Consider the following 20,500-nt stretch of genomic DNA (forward strand, 5'->3'; position numbering starts at 1 on the left):
TCAGGCTGATTTCTTGGAGGACGCCAAGGTGTTGGCACCCCATTTCAATTGCTCTTCAAGCTCCAAGATGGTCGCATCCAATTCAGCACGCTGTTGCTTCATGTCGGCGAGACGGTGCTGGGCCAGATCATAGGTTTTGCGCAGTTGGGCATCTTGTTGGCCTTCCATATCGTACATGTCCAGCAACTGGCGAATTTCCTCGAGGGAGAACCCGAACCGCTTGCCGCGCAAAATCAATTTAAGCCGAGCACGATCGCGTTTGGTAAACAGGCGCTTTTGCCCCTCGCGCTGTGGCGCGAGCAACTCTTTGGCCTCGTAGAACCGTAGCGTTCGTGGTGTAACATCGTAGGTGTCACACATTTCCCGAATTGTTTTCATCTCTTCACTCATTGTCACGTCACCTTTTATCCTTGGTTGTGGACAAAAAATGCGTCTCGTGAACAAAGCTTACAAGAAAGGTTGACGTTAACGTAAATGAAACGCCGCGTCACTTTTCAGGTGACGAAAGGTCAAGAAAGTTTTTCGCTAATTTGCGCAATTTTATTTTCCGCCTGAAATTTGGGCAACCGCAAAAGGTCAGGAATACCTGACCCCTTATTTATTTGATTGAGGCTTGGGTCGCGTCCCGCAGCTTTTGGAGTTCCACGATGGTTTCATCCAATTGCTTTTTCTGTTCCGCAAGTTCGACAAGTTGTTTGTCGGCCAGTTCAACCCAGGTTTTCATCTGGGCTTGTGTTCCTTCGTTTTCGCGGATCATCAACCATTGCCGGATGTCTTCCAATGCAAAGCCGAAACGGCGCCCCCGCAGAATTAATACCATCCGCGCAACCTCGCGAGGGGTATAAAACCGGGACCGGCCTTCTTTTTCAGGGGTCAGCAGTTCGATATATTCATAATACCGCAGGGTGCGCGGCGTTACGTCGAACTTGGCGCACATTTCTTTGAACGTGAGACGGTCTTCGGCCATCATTCTCTCCCCTGATAAACTCAAAATAACGCAGGCCCTGCTTGGGGGCAACCATGAGCGGAAAAACAAATCTATTGCTGGGCAGAATCGGTCTTGAAGGCAGGACTGTAACAAGCCTACCCTGACAAGCAGGTAGGAAACCCAGTAATGCCCATCGATTCACTTAAATTTGCCCAGCAATTCGTCTCGGCCCTGCCACACAGTCAGGCCTTGGGCATGCAGGTTGTGGGTGTAGGCAAGGGGTATGCCGAGATTTCGATGGGGTATGATCCTAAATTGGTCGGCGATCCGCAAACTGGTGTTTTAAGCGGTGGAGCAGTGTCAGCCCTGATGGATACATGCGGCGGGGCGGCTGTGATGGCGCATCCTACCGGGGCTTTGGGGACTGCGACAATTGATCTGCGCATTGATTATATGCGTGCGGCCACGCCGGGGCAGTCCATCGTTGCCCGTGCCGAGTGTTTTCACGTCACCCGGTCCGTTGCTTTTGTGCGCGCCACTGCTATGGACGATGATCGCGATAACCCTGTGGCGACCGCCACGGGCGCATTTACCCTTGAGCGGCCGAAATCAAAATGAAACGTACAGCGCCCGAACCCATGCAAATGGTCAAGAAACGCCGCGATACAGCCCTGCAGGCTTTGGTCGGCGGGGTGCCCTATATTCAATTTATGGGGATCGACTTTGAACGTCGCGGTGATGAGCTGACGGCAACCATGCACTACAATGACCATTTGATCGGCAATCCGATGTTGCCTGCGCTGCACGGTGGGGCCACCGCTGCGTTTCTGGAAACCACTGCCATTATTCAAATGAGTTGGGCGATGCTGTGGGATGATATTGAAAGCGGCGCGATTGATCCTGACGGTCTGACGCCTGAGGCTTTGCCGCGTCTGCCAAAGACAATTGATTTTACCGTTGATTATCTGCGCACAGGTCTGCCGCGTGATGCCTATGCAAGGGCGCGCATCACCCGTTCGGGGCGGCGCTACGCAAGTGTTCAGGTCGAAGGGTGGCAAGACAATCGTAACCGCCCTTATGCGCAGGCCATGGGGCACTTTTTGATGCCCACACGCGAGGCATGAGCCCAGCCCTGACCCACAAACGGGTCCTGCGCATCGCACTGCCCATCGTTTTATCGAATGCAACAGTGCCCATTTTGGGGGCTGTTGATACAGGCGTCGTGGGGCAAATGGGTGAGGCGGCCCCGATTGGCGCCGTGGGGATTGGCGCCATCATCCTAACAGCGCTTTATTGGATCTTTGGGTTCTTGCGCATGGGCACCGTTGGGCTGACAAGCCAAGCGTTGGGGGCTGACGACTCTGACGAAGTGGTGGCCCTTTTGAGCCGGGCATTATTGATCGGATTTAGTGCGGGACTGGTTATGGTCGTGCTGCAGATGCCGCTCTTTTGGGCAGGGTTTCGGATCTCGCCTGCCAGTCCCGAGGTCGAGGCCCTAGCGCGTGATTATATGCAGATCAGGATTTTTTCGGCGCCTGCAGCTATCGGGATTTACGGGGTCACTGGCTGGTTGATCGCCCAAGAACGTACGGGGGCTGTCTTGGTCATCCAGCTGTGGATGAACGGCGTGAATATCTTGTTGGATCTGCTCTTTGTGCTGAGTTTTGGCTGGGGTGTCGAAGGGGTGGCCTGGGCCACGTTTATCGCCGAATGGTCAGGTCTGGTGGTTGGGTTGTGGTTTTGTCGCCATGCGGTTCAAAATCCTGCGTGGCGTGACAGCCAGATTGTGTTTAACGCAGCGCGGCTTTGGCAGATGGCGCGGGTGAATTCCGACATCTTGATCCGTTCTGTGTTGCTAGAAGCAATTTTCGTATCGTTTTTGTTTTTTGGGGCGGGCTTGGGCGATGTGCGGCTGGCGGCCAATCAAATTCTGGTGCAGTTCCTGCATATTACCGCCCACGCCTTGGACGGATTTGCCTTTGCGGCCGAGGCATTGGTGGGGCAAGCGTTCGGGCGACGCGATCGCGTACGTCTGCGCCGGTCGGTGGTTTTGACCAGCGGCTGGGGGGCGATGATTTGTATTGTTTTGGCTGTTGGTTTTGCCTTTGGTGGCGCCCCTTTGATTGACGTGATGACCACCGCCCCTGATGTGCAGGCAGAGGCGAAAAAATACCTGCCCTATATGGTGTTGGCCCCTTTGGTGGGCTGTGCTGCGTGGATGTTTGACGGGATTTTCATTGGCGCCACGCGGACCACCGATATGCGCAATATGATGGCGCTGTCTTGTGCTGTGTATTTTGCAGCCGTTTGGCCCTTGATGGGGGCGTTTGAAAATCATGGGCTTTGGTTGGCCCTATTGCTGAGTTTTGTGGTGCGCGGGCTTACATTGGGCAGTCGTTATCCAGCCCTTGAGCGCGCGGCCTCGGATCGCTGACGCGATCCGACCGGTTGGGGGCTTTGCCCCCAAACCCCCAGAGTATTTCAAGAAAAAAGATAGCTAGAGCCAGTCCGTTTTGTCGCGACCAATGGCTTGACTGATTGATGTATAGCCGTCGGTTTTGAGTTTTGAGATCAAGCCTTGGTTGATCTTTTGAACCAGTGACAGGCCGTGATAGACCATTCCTGTGTAGATCTGCACTGCCGTGGCGCCTGCTTTGATCTTGGCATAGGCCTGTTCGGCCGAACTGATGCCGCCGACGCCAATCAGGGGGATATCTGTTTGGCTGGCCAGTTTTGCCAGGACTTGCGTTGATTTTTCGAACAAGGGGGCCCCGGAAAGACCGCCTTTTTCGCCTTTGTCCGGGCTGGTGAGGCCGTGGCGATCCAGTGTTGTGTTTGTTGTTATGATGGCATCAAGGCCTGTGGCGCGCGCCACATCTGCAATTTCGCTGATCTCGATGTCGGTCAGATCCGGAGCGATTTTGAGGAAGATCGGGATTGGTTTGTGCAGGCTGCGGTTGGCCTGCATAACCCCTTCAAGCAGTGCATTAAGAGCAGCGGCCCCCTGCAGATCGCGCAGTTTTTCGGTGTTAGGCGAGCTGACGTTGACAGTGGCGAAATCCAAGTGTGCACCACAGTGCATTAGGACTTGGGCAAAATCATCGGCTCGGTTTGCACTGTCTTTATTAGCGCCCAGATTAAGGCCCAATATTCCGGATTTGGGACGATTGGCCAAACGGGCTGCGATCGCTTGCATCCCGTCGTTGTTAAAGCCAAAGCGATTGATTGCGGCTTGATCTTGGGTCAGGCGAAACAGGCGCGGTTTAGGATTTCCGGGTTGTGCGCGAGGGGTCGCTGCACCCACTTCGATGAAGCCGAACCCGGCGTTTAGTAGCGGTGCGATAACTTCTGCGTTTTTATCATAGCCTGCAGCCAAGCCTACCGGATTGGCAAAGTGCAGCCCTGCGATCTGACATTTCAGGCAGGGGTGCACCACGGGATCAGGCAAAGGGGCGAGACCGGTTTTCAACGCTTTGATCGACAGGCCATGCGCGGTTTCAGGATCAAGCTGGCGCAAGACGTTCAGGCCTAAACGTTCCAAGGTGCTCATTTCATTGCTGCCGGAAAATTGTGCTGGCCTGCATCAAATGGCAGCGGTTTTGCCCAGATCACTTCGTCGATCACCAAGGGGCGGTAAAGATGCGGAAACAGATCACCGCCGCGCGAAGGTTCCCATTTCAGCGCGTCTCCCATGGCGGTGCTGTCAAAGGCCACCAGCCAAAGCCCTTGCAGTTGGTCAAAATGTTTTGCTGCAGTTTCAGGGGCTTGTGCGGCCGTCGAAAAATGGATGAATTGATCCTCTAGATCAATTGGTGCGCCATAGGTGCGCCCTTGATCCTGAAACGCCTTCCACTCGGGCCCACGAAAAATCTTGTAAATCATCATAGGCGTTGCATGCCTTTTCCAAACTAGAGCGTCAAGGGACTGTTACGTCAGGCTAGAATACTGTGCTAGGGCTTTGACTCTGTCTGCGGTTGCGGCCACCATTGGTTCATAAACACAACTGGGAGAGACCTATGTTTGCTCGATTCTTGATGACTGCTGGCGCCTTGGCGATTACGGCCGGAACGGCTGCCGCTGATTATTCACTGACTATTCTTCACACCAATGATTTCCATGCCCGTTTCGAGCCGATCTCGAAATACGACAGTGGCTGTAGCGCCGAGGACAACACCGAAGGAAAATGCTTTGGTGGCTCGGCTCGCTTGATGACGGCCATAAATGACGCCAAAGCCCGCTCTAACAACTGGGTGTTGCTGGATGGCGGTGACCAGTTCCAAGGCACCATGTTCTTTACATACTACAAAGGCATGCTGGCCGCCGAGATGATGAACCAGATGGGTTATACGGCGATGACGGTGGGCAACCACGAGTTCAACCACGGCCCAGAGGTCCTGCGCGGTTTCATCGATGCCGTTGAGTTCCCGGTCCTGATGTCCAACGCCGATTATACAGGTGAGCCTGCGCTGAAAGATGCGCTGATCAAATCCACTGTGATCGAACAGGGGGGCGACAAGATCGGTATCGTTGGCCTTACTCCCAAAAGCACCGAGGAACTGTCGTCACCCGGTCCAAATGTTATTTTCAGCGATCCCGCCCCAGCAGCACAGGCCGAAGTGGATAAACTGACAGCCGCAGGCATCGACAAGATTATTTTGTTGTCACACTCAGGCTATCAAACCGACCGGTATTTGGCGGATGTAGTAACAGGTATCGACGTGATCGTGGGCGGCCACACCAACACATACCTCAACAGTAATGATGAAAAAGCCGATGGGCCTTACCCCACCATGCAAAACGGTGTGCCGATCGTGCAGGCCTATGCCTACGGTAAATACCTCGGTGAGCTGAACATCACATTCGATGATGCAGGCAACGTCACAGAGGCCGTGGGCGGTCCAATTGTGATGGACGCCAGTGTGACGGAAAACGAAGCCGTCAAAGCGCGCATTGCCGAAGCGGCCAAGCCTTTGGAAGAAATCCGTAACAAAGTCGTGGCTGAAGCTGCGGCCTCGATTGAAGGCAACCGCGATTTCTGTCGCGCCGTGGAATGTCAGATGGGATCGCTTATTGCGGACGCGATGTTGGCACGGGTCAAGGATCAGGGCATTGATATTGCGCTACAAAACGGTGGCGGTATACGTGCCTCGATCGACGCAGGTCCTGTGACCATGGGCGAAGTTCTGACGGTTCTGCCGTTCCAAAACACGCTCAGCACCTTTGAGGTCACGGGTGCCGTGGTCAAAGCCGCTCTTGAAAACGGTGTGAGCCAAATCGAAGAAGGTGCCGGTCGGTTCCCCCAAGTCGCTGGCATGACCTTTAGCTTTGATGCATCCAAGCCTGCGGGTGAACGGATCACATCTGTGATGGTCGGCGGCATGGCCCTAGATATGGACAAGACATACGGTCTGGTGTCCAACAACTACGTGCGTGGTGGTGGGGACGGTTACAAAATGTTCCGTGATGCCCAAAACGTCTATGACTATGGTCCGGACTTGGCCGATGTGGTTGCGGAATACATGGCCTCTGCCGGCCCCGTGACGCCGTATACCGATGGTCGCATTACGCAGGAATAAACCCCTCAAAAACACCGAAAGGCGCGGCTTTCTGGCTGCGCCTTTTTGCATTCCGCTCAAAAAGTCACACCCTATGATATCAAGAACGCCTCGTGCCGAAAAAGACCAAACCGCTGCAGATCTAGAGGCCCATCTCTTGGCCGATTTGGCACAAATCAACGTGCAGTCGCACAACGAAAGCATCGTTTTGGAACGCCGCGATCCGGCCGGCGTCCTGATTGCAGGTCTTACGGCAGACACGTCTTATGGTTGGGTATTGATCAAGATTATCTGGGTCGCGCAACATTATCGGGGCCAGGGTTTGGGGCGCGACTTGATGCGATCGGCAGAGGAGCACGCACGGGCTTTGGGGTGCCATGCGGCATGGCTTGAAACATCCAATCCTGCGGCACCGGCATTCTACCAATCCCTTGGATACAGCGAATTTGGCTTGTTAGAAAATGCACCTGACCAAACCCCAGAAGACCACAAACGCTGGTTCATGCGCAAAACGCTTTAGGTTTCCTTTCTTCCAAAAATACTCTCGCCGAAGGCGTCCGAAACTGGCAAGCTGCACCTATGTGCGGACGTTTCTCGATCACTTTGCCGAATGATGCTATGGCCCAGCTGTTTGAGGCACAGCCAGCGAACGATTTGCCGGATGTTCCCAATTACAATGTGTGCCCAACAAACCAAATCCATGTGATCACCCAAGAAGACGGGCGACGGTTGCGCCCTATGCGCTGGGGGTTTTTGCCGCGTTGGTACAAATCGCCAACTGATGGACCTTTGTTGATCAATGCGCGGGGCGAGACGATTGCGCAAAAACCTGCCTTTCGTAACGCTTGTCGGGAACGTCGGTGTTTGATCCCGGCTACAGGGTTTTACGAATGGACCAAAGATCCTGATCAGAACCGGCTGCCATGGTACATTCAACCTCAGGCGGATCAGCCTTTGGTGTTTGCAGGGGTCTGGCAGGTTTGGGAAAAGGGTGACACGCCGATTACCACTTGCGCCATCGTCACCACAGCGGCCAGTGAGGCAATGACAAACATCCATCACCGGGAACCTGTAACCCTAAGGCCTGCGGATTGGGGCAAATGGCTTGGGGAGGATGGCAAAGGTGCAGCCCTTTTGATGCGGGCCGCACCCAGCGACTTTTTAAAGTTCCACCGCGTAGCGCCAGCGGTAAATTCCAATCGTGCTGCTGGGCCTGATCTGATCACGCCGCTCTAGACCAAAAAAAGGCCGCGCAACGTGCGCGGCCTGTCCAGTCAGGGAGGTAATAGGATCACTAATACACCTTAAGATTGTTTTTTACCATAATATAGTGATCTGCTGTGATTGATAACTATATCTTGTGGGTGCTTGGCAACACTCGCCGTTTTAGCCTAGGGTGAACGGGTCCTTTGTCGCAACGCAGTCAGGAGCATATTCGCATGGAAATGAAAGATACCCGTATCATTAAAGCTGACCCTGAAACGGTGTATCAGGCGCTGCTTTCCGCTGAGGTTTTGCAGGCCTGCGTGCCAGGCTGCAAAGAGCTATCAGGCTCTCCCGAGGCGGGGTTTGAGGCGATAGTTGTCCAAAAGGTTGGGCCTGTGAAAGCGACGTTCAAAGGCCAAGTTGAATTGTCAGATATGGTTCCAAATCAAAGCCTTAGCATTGCAGGCGAGGGAAAAGGCGGTGCTGCTGGCTTTGCCAAGGGCGGCGCAGATGTCACTCTGGCGGCCGTCGAGGAGGGCACGGAATTGTCCTATGTGGTTGAGGCCAAGGTTGGCGGCAAACTGGCACAATTGGGCAGCCGTCTGATTGACGGTTTTGCCAAGAAAATGGCAGATCAGTTTTTCAACAATTTGCAGGACGCCATCGAAGAGCCGGACGAGACGACGAATGACGCCGAAGTTGACGAGGACGCCCCCAAAAAGGGCTGGTTCAAGAAATTAATCAGCTAAATGGCAGGCCACACGCTGGCCCATTAGATCACGCATAGCAGGGCGTTCTTGCGAACAGCGGTCCACTGCGATTGGGCATCGCGGGTGAAAGGCGCAGCCCGTTGGTGGGTTAATGGGATCGGGGATCTCACCTTGAGGCGGTTCCACTTCGCGCCCAAATCCGTCGATTTTGGGTGCGGCGGCCAGCAACATCTGCGTGTAGGGATGTTTGGGCGTCTCAAACAAATGATCCGGTGTGGCTTCTTCGACCAAGCGACCAAGGTAAAGCACACCGATCTTATCTGCGATATGCTGCACCACGGTCAAATCGTGGCTGATAAAGAGATAGGTCAGGCCAAATTCGTCCTTCAGATCACTCATCAAATTCAAAACTTGGGCCTGAACCGAAACATCCAACGCCGATGTGGGTTCGTCACAGACAATCAGTTTAGGTTCCGAGGCCAGCGCGCGGGCAATGCAAATTCGCTGGCGTTGCCCACCGGAAAATTCATGGGGGAACTTGCCAGCGTCTTCGGCAGCGAGGCCCACTTGGACCAGCAATTTCTCTGCAAGACCCTCTGGCGCCGCGCCGCGACTGGCCACAGGCTCTTCGATGATATCGCCAACCTTCCAGCGCGGATTGAGGCTGGCGTAGGGATCTTGGAAGATCATCTGAATGTCAGTGCGCGCGCGGTCAATAACCTCGGCGTCCTCTTCAGTCACAAGGTTCACACCGCCAATTTCCACAGCGCCATCTGAAGGCGGCAACAGACCCACTACCATTTTGCCAATGGTGGATTTGCCTGAACCACTTTCCCCGACCAACGCATAAACCGTGCGTTCGCCTACATTAAAACTTACGTCCGAGACGGCAGTGAGCAGCGCCTTTGGCAAACGTTCGATCACGCGGTTGAGCCAGGGTTTTGAGACATCGAAGACGCGGGTCAGATCTTGGACTTGGACGAGATCGCTCATGATGCAGCCTCCGTTTGGTTCACTGGATACCAACAGGCCGCGCGCGCCATGTCCGCACCAAGCCGGGGTATCGGGGATTGCACGCATTGCGCCTTGGCATAGTCGCATCGAGGGGCAAAGGCACATCCATCTGGAAGGTTGCCCAATCTGGGCATGGACCCGGGGATTTGCCGCAGCCGGTCGAGGCCTTTTGAGGCCAATGGTGTCGATCCCATCAACCCTTGGGTATAGGGGTGTTGGGGCGTGGTTAGCACTTCGCGCACCGGGCCCAGTTCGGCCAAGCGCCCTGCATACATCACGGCCACGCGGTCAGCGGTTTCTGCAATGACACCCATGTCATGGGTGATCAGCATAATGGCGGTGCCCCGCTCGCGGCAGAGCTTTTTGAGCAGGGCGATGATTTGCGCCTGTACCGAGACGTCCAGCGCTGTTGTCGGCTCGTCGGCGATAATGAGCGAGGGTTCGGCGCAAAGGGCCAGTGCAATGACTACGCGTTGCCGCATGCCACCGGAAAATTCATGTGGGTAGCTGTCGACGCGCTGGGCGGCGGCGGGAATGCCCACTTCGTCGAGGGCCGCAATAGCGCGTTTATGGGCGTCGGATTTGCTAAGGCCCAAATGCTCCATCATTGTTTCAGACAGTTGATCCCCGATGCGCAAAAGAGGGTTTAGCGAGGTTAGCGGGTCTTGGAACACCATCCCGATCTCTTTACCCCGCAAGCGGCGCATCTGTTCGCGCGGCAGGTTGTCTATGCGCTGATCCTTGAGCCATATTTCACCGCTTGCAATGTGAGCAGGTCGGTTCAAAAGCCCGATTACAGCGTTGCCCGCCATAGATTTGCCAGCGCCACTTTCGCCCACAACCCCAAGGATTTCGCCAGCTTGAATGTCATAGCTAACGTGGTCCACAGGGCGCAAAACTGCGTGACGGGTAGGGATATCTACGACCAGATCACGGATGGACAAAACAGCGTTGGTCATAGTTTATCCTCGCAAAAGGTGCTATTGTCGGACAAAGGCGGCAAAAAACGCATTGTTTTGGGTTTGTTTATCAATTTTGCTCTAAATTGACTGGCGCAAAACTTGTGAAATAGAGCCCCATCTGCTATATGACTGCTATCGACCCTAAAGGATTGACCCATGTTGAAATTTCCACCTATCGTCATCGTCTAACCTGCCTCGGCGCTATTTGGCGCATTGATATGCTCTAGGGCCTGCAAGTCACTGCGGGCCTTTTGCATGTCTTGGGTCAGGTGCGGCTGTTTGTGTTTCAAGGCATGCGCCAACTCTTCATAAGCATTGATGCCTGCATACAATGCGCGCTGCCCCTCGTTAAAATAGCCCTTTAAGGCGTTTTTTCTCTCTTTCAGGGCCTTGCCTTCAAACTTGGATTCCGTAAACGCGATAATCAGTTGCGAGACATATTCGTCCGCTTGATAATACCGGATCACTTTGCCGATAACGGCATCGGGTAAATCCATAATTTCACTCTTCATCCGGTCAAAGACGTCATTTTCCTTTGGTACCACGCCCACAGGCATGCTGTGGGTTTGCCCTGTTTTACGACTGACATTGGCGAGCATAATGGGCTCGATTGTGCTGCGGGCCGCGATTGTGAACTGTTCCATGTGCTGTTCAAGGTGCATCTCTATCTCAGCATGAAGTGCGACCAATAGCCGGCGTTGCCTGTCTTGTTTGCGCTTTGTTTCTTTGGCTTGGTCGTCGCCTTGTTTAAGAAGCCACAATATAAAAGAGCCAAGGACAGACGCGCCCACACCCAATCCACGAATGACATCGCCTTCAAGATCATGAGTTTGAATGTCCGACCAGAAATAGCTGGTTGTCCCCCCAATGGCGGTGATTAACAGAATCAAACATAGGACGCTAAACGGGCTCATCGCAGTTTCGGGTTCAACGCATCGCGCAGCCAATCGCCTAGCAGGTTCACCGCAAGGGCAAGAACCAGAAGGGTCACGGCGGGGAACAGCAAGATCCACCACTCACCCGAAAAGAGGAAGCCTTGGCCAATGCGGATCAAGGTGCCGAGGGAGGGTTGTGTCGGTGGTGCTCCGACGCCCAGAAAGCTGAGGGTCGCCTCTGCGATGATCGCCAAAGCCAGCGAGATTGTTGCAATCACCAGCACGGGTGACAGCACGTTGGGCAGAATATGACGCAACATAATCGCACCGGGTTTGCGGCCAATAAGGCGCGCGGCTTGGACGTATTCTTTGTTCTTTTCGACCAATGTGGCACCCCGCACCACACGGGCAAATTGCACCCAATCGCTGAGGCCAATGGCTATGATCAGCACCCAGATCGCCATTTGATCGCGGTATTCAACAGGGGTCACACCTTTGGCCACGCCAAAGATCAACATGGCCACAAGGATCGCTGGGAAGGTCAGTTGCACGTCTGCCACGCGCATGATGATCGTCTCGGTCCAGCCGCCGACATAGCCTGCAATCAGGCCCAATGTGATGCCCAGCACCATGGCAAAGGCCACCGCCATCAGCCCCACAAACAAGGATATGCGCATGCCATAAAGGATAGTTGAAAACACATCGCGTCCCTGATCATCGGTCCCCAACCAAAAGCTGTCACCAGTGAATTGGTTCGGCGTCATCGGTTTGGAAAACCCGTTCATCAGGTTCAGCGATCCCGGATCAAATGGGTTAAATGGCGCAATGAGGGGGGCAAAGAGCGCGGCCAACATCAACAAAGCTACGACAACAAAGGACACCACAGCCACAGGTGAGCAGCGGAACGTGTAGGCAAAATCTGAAGCCCAAAACCGTGAGAGCATTTCCATCAGTGGGCTCCTCCACGATCTGCCCGCAGGCGCGGATCGATGGCGAAGTAAAGCAGATCAACGATCAAGTTGATACCGACAAACATCACGGAAATGAGCATCAGGTATGCGGCCATTACGGGGATATCAACGAACTGGATCGCGTTGATAAAGAGTAAGCCAACCCCGGGCCATTGAAAGACAGTTTCCGTAATAATTGCAAAGGCGATGATGCTGCCCAATTGCAGACCGGTCACGGTGATCACTGGTACCAGAGTGTTCTTCAAAGCATGGCGGAAATTTACTGTGCGTTCGCGCAAACCACGGGCGCGGGCAAAGCGGATGTAATCGGCCCGTAGGACCTCCAGCATCTCAGATCGGACCAACCGCATGATCAGGGTCATTTGATATAGGCCAAGTGTGATCGAGGGCAGGATCAACGCCTTGAGGCCCGAGGCCGTCAAAAATCCTGTGGACCAACTGCCGATCATAACTGTATCGCCACGACCAAAAGAGGGCAGCCAGCCCAACTCGACCGAGAACAGATAAATCAGCAGTATGCCGATAAGGAATGTCGGCAAGGACACCCCGATGAGGGACGTTGTCATGATGAAATTCGCCGCCCATCCGTCCCTTCGAATAGCAGTAAACACGCCCAATCCGATCCCGATGCTTATGGCCAAAAAGCCGGAAACAGCCGCCAATTCCAGTGTGGCAGGCGCGCGTTCCAGCAAAATATCGGCCACTGGACGGCCCTGTCGGTAGCTGACCCCCAAATTGCCATCAACTGCATTGCCTAGGAATTTATAGTATTGCACCACAAAAGGTTGATCGAGGCCAAGCTGTGTACGCAAACGTTCGATATCGGCCTGCGTGCGTTCCTGTCCTAGCATGTTGTCAATCGGATCCCCGACAAAACGGAACATAGAAAAGGCAACCAAACCAACGACCAAGAGGACAAGGAATGATTGCAACACACGGCGAATGACGAAAGCTAGCATGGGCTCACCGTGCGGCTTGGGCCCAAAAGGGTCAAGAGCGCTAAAGTTGTTTTTTGACCCTTTGGACGAAGATTACCAAAAATTTGAGTGACGCTGCGTGAGGTAAGAGCATAGTATTAACCAATGGCCGTAGTGTTTGGGACACTGGGCGATGGCATTTATATTTTGGGGGATTTTCCATGGTCACTTATACCGACACAACCGACTGGACAGGCGTAGGTTCATTTACTCTTTTTGATGGGTCACCTTTTGCGACCACGCGAAGCTGGGGCTCGTTTGATGGTCTTTCTGTTTTTGCTGGTGTCTCGGGCGACACAATCAACCAGACCATCAATATGAGTGGGCAGTGGGAATTCGAGAGTTTCCTCGTCAACACCAATGCCGATGCGGTAAATATGACGTTTAATGACGTGGACGACGGGCTGTTTCGTAATCTTTCGCTGTTGGAGCTGTCCTTTGGGGGCCACCAAGAGATTAATCTGCTGACAACCCAAATCCGGTTTATCCGCGATGACGGCGCTGCCAGCTCGAACATCGTCTTGGGCGTCGAACGCACCAGCGGGATCGAACTGGGTGATGGAGATCACACAATCACTGTTGGCGAAGGCCGCGTGGGCTATATCGAAGCGGATGATGGCAACAACACGATCAATGGTGGCGTCGGTAGAATTAACGCGATCGATTTGGACAATGGCAACAATACGATCAACATGGGGTCGGGGGATGTGGACTCGATCCAGTTGGGCGAAGGCACCAATATCATCAACGGGTCTTCTGGTGATATCGACTTCTTAAAAACGCGCGGCGATACCACCTACAATGGGGGATCTGGACGGTTAGAAAGCTACGATGGCAGCAGCGCAAATGACACTCTCAATCTATTTGCTGACTCTGATCAAATCAGCCTCAGTGGTGGCACCAATTCGGTCACTGTGACCGATGCGTTTGTTGGCTCAATTCTGTCTTATAGCGGTGATAATACGGTTCAGGTGAACTCTGGGAGCGATATCCGCAGCATCGGTTTCAGTGGTGGTGTGGACCTGCTCTATATCGAAGATGATGCGTCGGTTGATCAGGCTGTCTTGGGCGGTGCAAACGACCGCGTTGAAATTCGGGGCAGTGGCCGGATTAACCAAGTCAACCTTGGGGATGGGGACAACAGTCTTCAGCTTTATTCATCTGATGCGCGGGCGCAGATGGTTTCCAGCTATGATGGTGACGATGTTATTCGGATCAATCGCGGCTATGCGGATGCGGTCGTTGCAGGCAGCGGGAACAACAAAGTCTATGTCACATCCGGTGAAGTGAACATTTTGCAGGCTTATGAAGGCGATGATCTGTTGTCTGTTGGCAGTGGCCGGGTTGGGGCCGTAAATCTGAGCAGCGGTGATAACACGATCACTTTGGGGTCAGGTCGCATCGACACGATCCGGACCAATGAAGGCAACGATACGCTGACAGTTGGCAGTGGACGCATTCAATATGCCAACCTGAGTGAAGGGACCAATGTCATCACAGTGGCTGACGGGCAGATTGATACTTTGGTCACCTATGATGGGGCTGATACTTTGACCATCGGCGATGGCCGCGTTTTTGATATCAACCTTGGGAATGGCTTTAATACGATCACAACCGGCATCAATTTTGTTGAGCGTATTCAATCGTTTCATGATGGATCGGATATTACTGTCGGGACAGGTGGTGCAGGCGCCATTCGCACCGGCTGGGATGTGGACGTGATCACGACGACGGGCGGTTTTGTGGAAACCATCACGACCGACGATGGTGATGATATTGTGACCTTTGGTGAAAATGGCGCGCATTTTGTTCGCTTGGGTCACGGCGATGATACGATCACCACAAGTGCGACGAACTTTATCGAAAACATCGATGCCGGTGACGGCAATGATACGATCAACGTTCTGGCTGGTGGCGCGGGGACGATCCGCTCGGGTCGCGGCGAAGACACCGTCACCACTTCAGCAGGCAGCTATGTCGAATATCTTCGGGGCGGCGATGACAACGATACAATCACAGTGAACGGCGGTGCCGAGTTTGTGTCCGGTGGCAGCGGAGACGACACCATTGTGGTCTTTGAATTTGTTGAGTTCATCAAGGGTGGTGATGGCAACGATGTGGTCGAAATTGTTGGCAACGGTGGCGTAGGTCAAATTCGTCTCAATGATGGCAACGACTATTTGATCATGCGCGAAGGGGCCAGTGTTCAGGTTCAAGCTGGCTTTGGCGCCGACGGCGGATCGGACACCGTCGATTTTAGCAGATATTCGGTTGGTGTTGTTGTCGATCTGGATGGAGCTGGCGTCTATCAAAACGTCGGTGATCCGAATGGCGATATCTCGGCCCCTGCACCTGCGGGCTATTTCTCGGAAACCGGTGTGGACAACCTGATTGGTACAGCGCAACGCGACCGTTTGCTGGGCGACAACAACAGCAACTACCTTAAAGGCAGTGGTGACCGTGACCGTTTGGAAGGCAGTGGTGGGGATGATGTGCTGGATGGTGGCAGCGGCAAGGACACGCTTGTTGGCGGCAGCGGCAATGACGAATTGCAGGCGGGTCTGGGCAACGACAACCTTGTTGGCGGCGGCGGTGATGATTTGATCGTTGGGTCCAAAGGCGACGACACCCTCAAGGGCGGCGGCGACGCAGACACGTTCTTTTTCAAATCTGGCGATGGCTCGGACAAGATAACCGATTTTGCTATTGGCGAAGACTTGTTGGAATTCCAAGGAGCCACATCTCTGGCCAGCTTTGGGTTCTTGCAAGACGGGGACGATGTGATCGTGACCTTCGGCAATGTCACGGTTGAGGTCCGCGATGTGCTGGAAGGCGATCTGGCCGATGCTGCGAACTTCATCTTTTGATCTGGCATGACCGATACCGCAGTCCAACCCGTTGATATTGCGGCCATCCCGATCATAGATATCGCCCCCTTGTTGCAAGGGGGCGATAGCGCCAAAGTGGCCACCCAGATCCACGAGGCTGCCACGGGACCCGGTTTTTTCTATATCTCAGGGCATGGGATTGATCCATGTGATTTGGGCGTGTCGCGTGATGAGAGCCGTTACAAGCCCGTGACAGCTGGTGCCCATATTGCCGGACGCAACCGCAAAAGTTTCGCCCAGTATGCCAAACGAAAAAGCTGGACGTAAAATGAAAAAGGGGCCGCAAGCGACCCCTTTTACGTGATGTTTTGTTTTGGCTCAGTTCACTGTGGTCCAGCGTAGGATAAAGAAGTTGTCGGGCCGTTGGGTCAGCTCAACATTGTCCCGTGTGCCCCAAACCAGAGGTTGCACATACAACGGCACATAGGCGTGCTGATCTTGCAAGATGGCCGCGGCTTCGTCCAGCATGGCTTGGCGTTTACTGTCGTCGATTTCCGATTGGATCATTGGCAGCATTTCGTCGATGCGCGCATTGGAGAAGCCACCGAAGTTCCAGCTGCCCAGTTTCTTTTCTGAGTTAGGTGTAGAGGCGAGAAAACGCAGCGGGTGTTCTGCATCGAATGTGCCTGGGGACCAGCCTAGCAGGTACATGTCGTAGTTGTCGGCCCGCAGTTCTGGCCAGTAGTTTTGCACGGGCATCGCGTCCAATTCGGCTTTGATTCCGACTTGCGCCAGCATGGATGTGACGGCCTGACAAACCGCTTCGTCGTTCAGATAGCGGTTGTTGGGGCATTTCAGACCAAAGCTGAACCCGTCTGCATAACCTGCTTCGGCCAGCAGGGCCTTGGCACCCTCTACGTCAAATGCAGGTCGTGCGGCGCGTGCCTCGGAGTAGCCGCGCATGGCAGGGCTGACCAATTGGCTGGCGCTTTCGGCATTGCCACGCATGATGGTTTGCAAAATCGCATCCACGTTCACAGCCTTAGCCACGGCTTCGCGGACCCGGACATCTTTGAACGGGTTTGGTTTGCCCGCATCAGCGGAATATTTCAGCGTATCAGCCTCGTGAGGGAACCCCAGCATGATCACGCGGGCCTCGATGCCTTGGATCACTTTCACGCCGTCAGTGCCGTTCAGGCGTACTGCGTCTTGGATGGGCACAGGGTTGATCATGTCCACATCGCCAGACAGCAGGGCAGCCACGGCTGTGGCGGGGTTCTGGATCGGGGTGAATTCAGCGCGGGTGATGTTGTGTTCCACCTCGCCCCACCAATTGCCATTTGGCTCCAACACGGTCTTCAGACCTGGCGCGCGTTCGGTGATCATGAACGCACCTGTGCCGTTTGCATTCAGGGTGGCGTAGTTGCCGTTGTCTTTGTCCGGCACGCCTGCATTGTTCGCCTCGGTCCAGCCTTTGTCCATGATCATCCAGTTGGCGATCGAGCCGGGGAAGATTGGGTTGGGCGCGCTGGTCATAATATCGACAGTGTATTGATCGACGACCTTCACCTCTGAGACAGGCGAGAACCAGCTGCGGGTGTCCGAGGCTTCATCACTGGCGCGTTGGTAGGAAAATAGCACGTCTTCGGCGTCAAACGCCTCGCCGCCTGCGAATGTCACGCCTTGGCGCAAATTAAACCGCCAGCCTTCACCAGCACCGATGGGTTCCCACGACGTAGCCAGTGCAGGCTCGACCGCCATATCTTTGCCGCGGCGCACGAGGCCCTCATAAACGTTGTTGAGAAAACCTAAAACAGGGGCGGAATTCACCGCATGAGGGTCCATGGTTTGCGGATCCGTTGTGCCCGCCCATTTGAATTCTTCTGCCACTGCAGGCAGTGCCAGAAGTGTGGCAAGCGCCGTGGCACAGGTCAGTTTATACATGAATGGTCCCTCCAATGGTGTAATCCGTTCACCATGAGCCTAACATAGACGCGGGTCACATCAACTGGTTGTGAAGAATAGACGTTTTCCAAAGGCTTACTGATAATGAAAAGTACCCCCACATATAGTTCAGTCGGGAGTCGTTGTGCCCAAAGGATTTTGTGATGATAGATCCAAGACTTTCAGTAGGGGATGCTCCATTTGATCTAAGACGCGCCACTGCTGCAGATGGTCCTTTTGTTTTGTGGTTGGAAGAGGTTTCCATGAAAGACTATGCAATTGCTCTATGGGGCAGTTGGCGTCCTTCAGCGACTTTGGAAAATGTTGATCTGTCCAATCATCAAATAGTCAGCTTAGACGGGCAGGCTATCGGCTGCGTTGCTTACAGATTGAGCAACCAATATTTACTTCTGAATAGAATTTTTCTGGCTCCGGCATACCAAAATCGCGGGTTTGGTGCGGTTATTTTAAAAGAGGTAACAGAATTAGCAGACTCTCTCGGACTTGCGACGAAGCTTGACGTTCTGACGACAAATACATCGGCCCTGAAATTTTATCTCCGCGAGGGATTTACTATTTCCAAAGTGACCGCGGAAAAACGCACTCTGATCAAATAAGCAACCTTGCATTGATGACCCGTTGCGAGGTGTCTTACACAAAAAAAGCCCCACCAAACTGGCAGGGCTTTCTAACTCATATCAAAGCGATACTTAGTTCAGCGTGAAGTACTTAAACTTCGCTGTGTCATCCGGTGCCACGATGGTGCCGATGTTGGACTTTACGCCCCAGTTCAGCACTTGGTGGTGGATTGGCAGATACAACACTTCTTCTTGAACGGTGGCCCAGATGTCCGCGATTGTCGCATTGCGTGCTTCTAGGTCTGTATTCGACGCCAGTGAGACGATCTTGGCATCCAGATCCGCATCGCCAAAGCGTGTGCCGTTCCAGCTGCCGTATTTCTCGCCTTTGGTGTGAGCAAGGAAGTTGAAGATATATTCGCTGTCATATGTCGGCACACCCCAGCCCAGCATGTAGAAATCTGTTTCCAGATTGTTGATCAGCGGAAAGTGTTGCGCCTTTGGTTTTGCGTCCAAATTCACAGTCACGCCGATTTGCGCCAGCATACCGACAGAGGCCTGACAGATCGCTTCGTCGTTGATGTAGCGGTCATTCGGGCAATCGAGTTGGATGCTAAATCCGTCACCATAACCAGCTTCAGTCATCAACGCCTTGGCCGCGGCAACATCATAGGCCGGCACGCTATCCAATTCAGCCGTCCAACCGTTCACAAAGGGGGGCATCGCCACACCTGCAGGCTCGGACTGGCCACGCATTACAACCTGTTTGATCGCATCGCGGTTGATGGCAATGTTCATGGCTTGGCGCACGCGCTTGTCGGCCAACGGGTTCTTGCCTTCGACGTTGTCGTTGGCCAGATCATCCGCACCTTGGTTCATGCCAAAGAAGATCACACGGTTCTGTGGTGCTGTGCGCACGTCCAGACCGTCAGCATCGGCCACACGGGCCAAATCCTGAACTGGTACGTCTTGGATGAAATCCACTTCACCAGACAACATGGCAGCCACACGGGTCGCGGCGTTCTGGATCGGGGTGTATTCAATACGTGTGACCTGCATCGGGAATTCATCTTTGCCCCAATAGCCGTCATAGGCTTCCATGACTGTTTTTACGTCAGGCTCGCGGCTGATCAGTTTGTAAGGGCCTGTGCCGTTGGCGTTTTTGGCCGCATAGGTGTCTTCGCCGCCTTCATAGTCCTGCACTTTGACAGCGCCATTTGCTTCGGCCCAGCCTTTGTCCATCATGAACATGTTGGTCAGGTTGTTGGCCATGATCGGGTTTGGACCGTCTGTTTCGATCTCGATCATGTATTTGCCCACAGCGCGCACTTCTTTGACCGAAGCCAGCAATTCTTTGTAGTCGCTGTCCGGTGTCATGGCGCGATTGAGGCTGAAGACCACGTCTTCGCTGTCGAAATCAGCACCATCGTGGAATTTCACGCCTTCGCGCAGTTTGAATGTCCAGACATTGGGATTATCCGCAGACGGGCCCCATTCAGTGGCCAGTGCCGGCACCATGGCGCCGGTCATGTCGCGCATCACAAGCGGTTCCATGATCTGGTGGGCAAGGGCCGATGTGGGGCCTTCGTTTTGGGCATGTGGGTCCAGCGTCAGCGCATCGCCCGCGCGGGCCCATTTGAGTGTTTCAGCGCTTGCACTTAATGCGGTCGTTGCCAGCAGTGCAGCGGATAGAAGGGCGGTCGTCTTTTTCATTGAGGTATCTCCCTAGGTTGATTGGGTGATTATTGACCAACTGTTCAGAAATGCAAGCGCGTTGGGGTGAAAGGGACGTTGGGGAAGTCTTTGCCCATTGGATAGGCAGTTTTCTGGGCGGTAGTCATACGATTGAGGCAAACGTGTCGTCGATGCCCAGAAGGTCCGGAACCGAGCCGAAGGCGTCGGACCAACAGCTGACCGTCCCGTCGGTCTGGTGTTTTGGTGACCGCTCCAAA

The 20,500-nt window shown here is 54.0% G+C and carries 21 protein-coding genes; 10 read left to right on the top strand and 11 right to left on the bottom strand.

What is annotated here, in order from left to right; genetic code table 11:
* Both ACIRQ6_RS02020 and ACIRQ6_RS02025 read right to left on the bottom strand, forming a co-directional pair.
* Complete coding sequence (locus ACIRQ6_RS02020) at positions 1–390, bottom strand: MerR family transcriptional regulator (protein WP_420862466.1); 390 nt, start codon at positions 388–390, stop codon at positions 1–3.
* A gap of 208 nt (positions 391–598) precedes the next feature.
* Positions 599–967: a MerR family transcriptional regulator gene (locus ACIRQ6_RS02025; RefSeq protein WP_420863835.1), complete on the bottom strand. Its 369-nt coding sequence runs from the start codon at positions 965–967 to the stop codon at positions 599–601.
* Between the two features lie 147 nt (positions 968–1,114).
* On the opposite strand from ACIRQ6_RS02025, the gene ACIRQ6_RS02030 reads away from it, so the two are divergent.
* The 3 genes from ACIRQ6_RS02030 to ACIRQ6_RS02040 are packed head-to-tail and all read left to right on the top strand — an operon-like array spanning position 1,115 to position 3,362.
* Positions 1,115–1,546, top strand: a complete 432-nt coding sequence (locus ACIRQ6_RS02030; RefSeq protein ID WP_420862467.1) for a PaaI family thioesterase — start codon at positions 1,115–1,117, stop codon at positions 1,544–1,546.
* Positions 1,543–2,052: a PaaI family thioesterase gene (locus ACIRQ6_RS02035; RefSeq protein WP_420862468.1), complete on the top strand. Its 510-nt coding sequence runs from the start codon at positions 1,543–1,545 to the stop codon at positions 2,050–2,052. Before ACIRQ6_RS02030 ends, ACIRQ6_RS02035 begins: the two co-directional genes overlap by 4 nt.
* Positions 2,049–3,362, top strand: coding sequence for an MATE family efflux transporter (locus ACIRQ6_RS02040; RefSeq protein ID WP_420862469.1), 1,314 nt, complete (start codon positions 2,049–2,051; stop codon positions 3,360–3,362). The genes ACIRQ6_RS02035 and ACIRQ6_RS02040 overlap by 4 nt, the downstream gene beginning before the upstream one ends.
* 63 nt (positions 3,363–3,425) lie before the next feature.
* On the opposite strand, the gene ACIRQ6_RS02045 is transcribed toward ACIRQ6_RS02040, so the two are convergent.
* Both ACIRQ6_RS02045 and ACIRQ6_RS02050 read right to left on the bottom strand, forming a co-directional pair.
* Positions 3,426–4,478 carry a quinone-dependent dihydroorotate dehydrogenase gene (locus ACIRQ6_RS02045; RefSeq protein ID WP_420862470.1) on the bottom strand — a complete coding sequence of 351 codons (1,053 nt, stop codon included), beginning with the start codon at positions 4,476–4,478 and terminating at the stop codon, positions 3,426–3,428.
* The gene (locus ACIRQ6_RS02050; protein WP_420862471.1) at positions 4,475–4,813 is read right to left on the bottom strand and encodes a DUF952 domain-containing protein; all 339 of its coding nucleotides are present in this window, start codon (positions 4,811–4,813) and stop codon (positions 4,475–4,477) included. Before ACIRQ6_RS02050 ends, ACIRQ6_RS02045 begins: the two co-directional genes overlap by 4 nt.
* Positions 4,814–4,944: 131 nt before the next feature.
* On the opposite strand from ACIRQ6_RS02050, the gene ACIRQ6_RS02055 reads away from it, so the two are divergent.
* The 4 genes from ACIRQ6_RS02055 to ACIRQ6_RS02070 all read left to right on the top strand — a co-directional run bounded on the left by ACIRQ6_RS02055 (position 4,945) and on the right by ACIRQ6_RS02070 (position 8,438).
* A complete protein-coding gene (locus ACIRQ6_RS02055) occupies positions 4,945–6,504 on the top strand; it encodes a bifunctional metallophosphatase/5'-nucleotidase (RefSeq protein WP_420862472.1) in 1,560 nt (519 codons plus the stop codon).
* Between the two features lie 73 nt (positions 6,505–6,577).
* Complete coding sequence (locus ACIRQ6_RS02060; protein WP_420862473.1) at positions 6,578–7,003, top strand: GNAT family N-acetyltransferase; 426 nt, start codon at positions 6,578–6,580, stop codon at positions 7,001–7,003.
* 59 nt (positions 7,004–7,062) lie between these two features.
* Positions 7,063–7,719, top strand: a complete 657-nt coding sequence (locus ACIRQ6_RS02065) for an SOS response-associated peptidase (protein ID WP_420862474.1) — start codon at positions 7,063–7,065, stop codon at positions 7,717–7,719.
* A gap of 203 nt (positions 7,720–7,922) precedes the next feature.
* Positions 7,923–8,438, top strand: coding sequence for a CoxG family protein (locus ACIRQ6_RS02070; protein ID WP_420862475.1), 516 nt, complete (start codon positions 7,923–7,925; stop codon positions 8,436–8,438).
* On the opposite strand, the gene ACIRQ6_RS02075 is transcribed toward ACIRQ6_RS02070, so the two are convergent.
* The 5 genes from ACIRQ6_RS02075 to ACIRQ6_RS02095 all read right to left on the bottom strand — a co-directional run bounded on the left by ACIRQ6_RS02075 (position 8,427) and on the right by ACIRQ6_RS02095 (position 13,180).
* Entirely contained in the window at positions 8,427–9,392 is a 966-nt protein-coding gene (locus ACIRQ6_RS02075) for an ABC transporter ATP-binding protein (RefSeq protein WP_420862476.1), read from the bottom strand. The two genes, ACIRQ6_RS02070 and ACIRQ6_RS02075, sit on opposite strands and share 12 nt — an antisense overlap.
* Complete coding sequence (locus tag ACIRQ6_RS02080; RefSeq protein ID WP_420862478.1) at positions 9,389–10,372, bottom strand: ABC transporter ATP-binding protein; 984 nt, start codon at positions 10,370–10,372, stop codon at positions 9,389–9,391. Before ACIRQ6_RS02080 ends, ACIRQ6_RS02075 begins: the two co-directional genes overlap by 4 nt.
* A 188-nt stretch (positions 10,373–10,560) precedes the next feature.
* The gene (locus ACIRQ6_RS02085; RefSeq protein ID WP_420862479.1) at positions 10,561–11,289 is read right to left on the bottom strand and encodes a hypothetical protein; all 729 of its coding nucleotides are present in this window, start codon (positions 11,287–11,289) and stop codon (positions 10,561–10,563) included.
* On the bottom strand, positions 11,286–12,200 hold the full coding sequence (locus tag ACIRQ6_RS02090) for an ABC transporter permease (protein ID WP_420862480.1): 915 nt from the start codon (positions 12,198–12,200) through the stop codon (positions 11,286–11,288). Before ACIRQ6_RS02090 ends, ACIRQ6_RS02085 begins: the two co-directional genes overlap by 4 nt.
* Positions 12,200–13,180, bottom strand: a complete 981-nt coding sequence (locus ACIRQ6_RS02095; RefSeq protein ID WP_420862481.1) for an ABC transporter permease — start codon at positions 13,178–13,180, stop codon at positions 12,200–12,202. The genes ACIRQ6_RS02090 and ACIRQ6_RS02095 overlap by 1 nt, the downstream gene beginning before the upstream one ends.
* Positions 13,181–13,359: 179 nt before the next feature.
* On the opposite strand from ACIRQ6_RS02095, the gene ACIRQ6_RS02100 reads away from it, so the two are divergent.
* Positions 13,360–16,065 carry a hypothetical protein gene (locus ACIRQ6_RS02100; protein ID WP_420862482.1) on the top strand — a complete coding sequence of 902 codons (2,706 nt, stop codon included), beginning with the start codon at positions 13,360–13,362 and terminating at the stop codon, positions 16,063–16,065.
* Positions 16,066–16,071: 6 nt separating this feature from the next.
* The gene (locus ACIRQ6_RS02105; protein ID WP_420862483.1) at positions 16,072–16,353 is read left to right on the top strand and encodes a 2-oxoglutarate and iron-dependent oxygenase domain-containing protein; all 282 of its coding nucleotides are present in this window, start codon (positions 16,072–16,074) and stop codon (positions 16,351–16,353) included.
* A 51-nt stretch (positions 16,354–16,404) separates the two neighbouring features.
* Here ACIRQ6_RS02105 and ACIRQ6_RS02110 read toward each other — a convergent pair whose 3' ends face one another.
* Positions 16,405–17,970, bottom strand: a complete 1,566-nt coding sequence (locus ACIRQ6_RS02110) for an ABC transporter substrate-binding protein (RefSeq protein WP_420862484.1) — start codon at positions 17,968–17,970, stop codon at positions 16,405–16,407.
* Positions 17,971–18,134: 164 nt separating this feature from the next.
* On the opposite strand from ACIRQ6_RS02110, the gene ACIRQ6_RS02115 reads away from it, so the two are divergent.
* Positions 18,135–18,587, top strand: coding sequence for a GNAT family N-acetyltransferase (locus ACIRQ6_RS02115; RefSeq protein ID WP_420862485.1), 453 nt, complete (start codon positions 18,135–18,137; stop codon positions 18,585–18,587).
* Between the two features lie 93 nt (positions 18,588–18,680).
* On the opposite strand, the gene ACIRQ6_RS02120 is transcribed toward ACIRQ6_RS02115, so the two are convergent.
* Positions 18,681–20,261 (bottom strand): ABC transporter substrate-binding protein, encoded by a 1,581-nt coding sequence (locus ACIRQ6_RS02120; RefSeq protein WP_420862486.1) that lies wholly within the window; start codon positions 20,259–20,261, stop codon positions 18,681–18,683.
* Between the last annotated feature and the right edge of the window lie 239 nt (positions 20,262–20,500).

Origin of the sequence: Algirhabdus cladophorae, from assembly GCF_044772865.1 — a bacterium.
GTDB classification, from domain to species: Bacteria; Pseudomonadota; Alphaproteobacteria; order Rhodobacterales; family Rhodobacteraceae; genus Algirhabdus; species Algirhabdus cladophorae.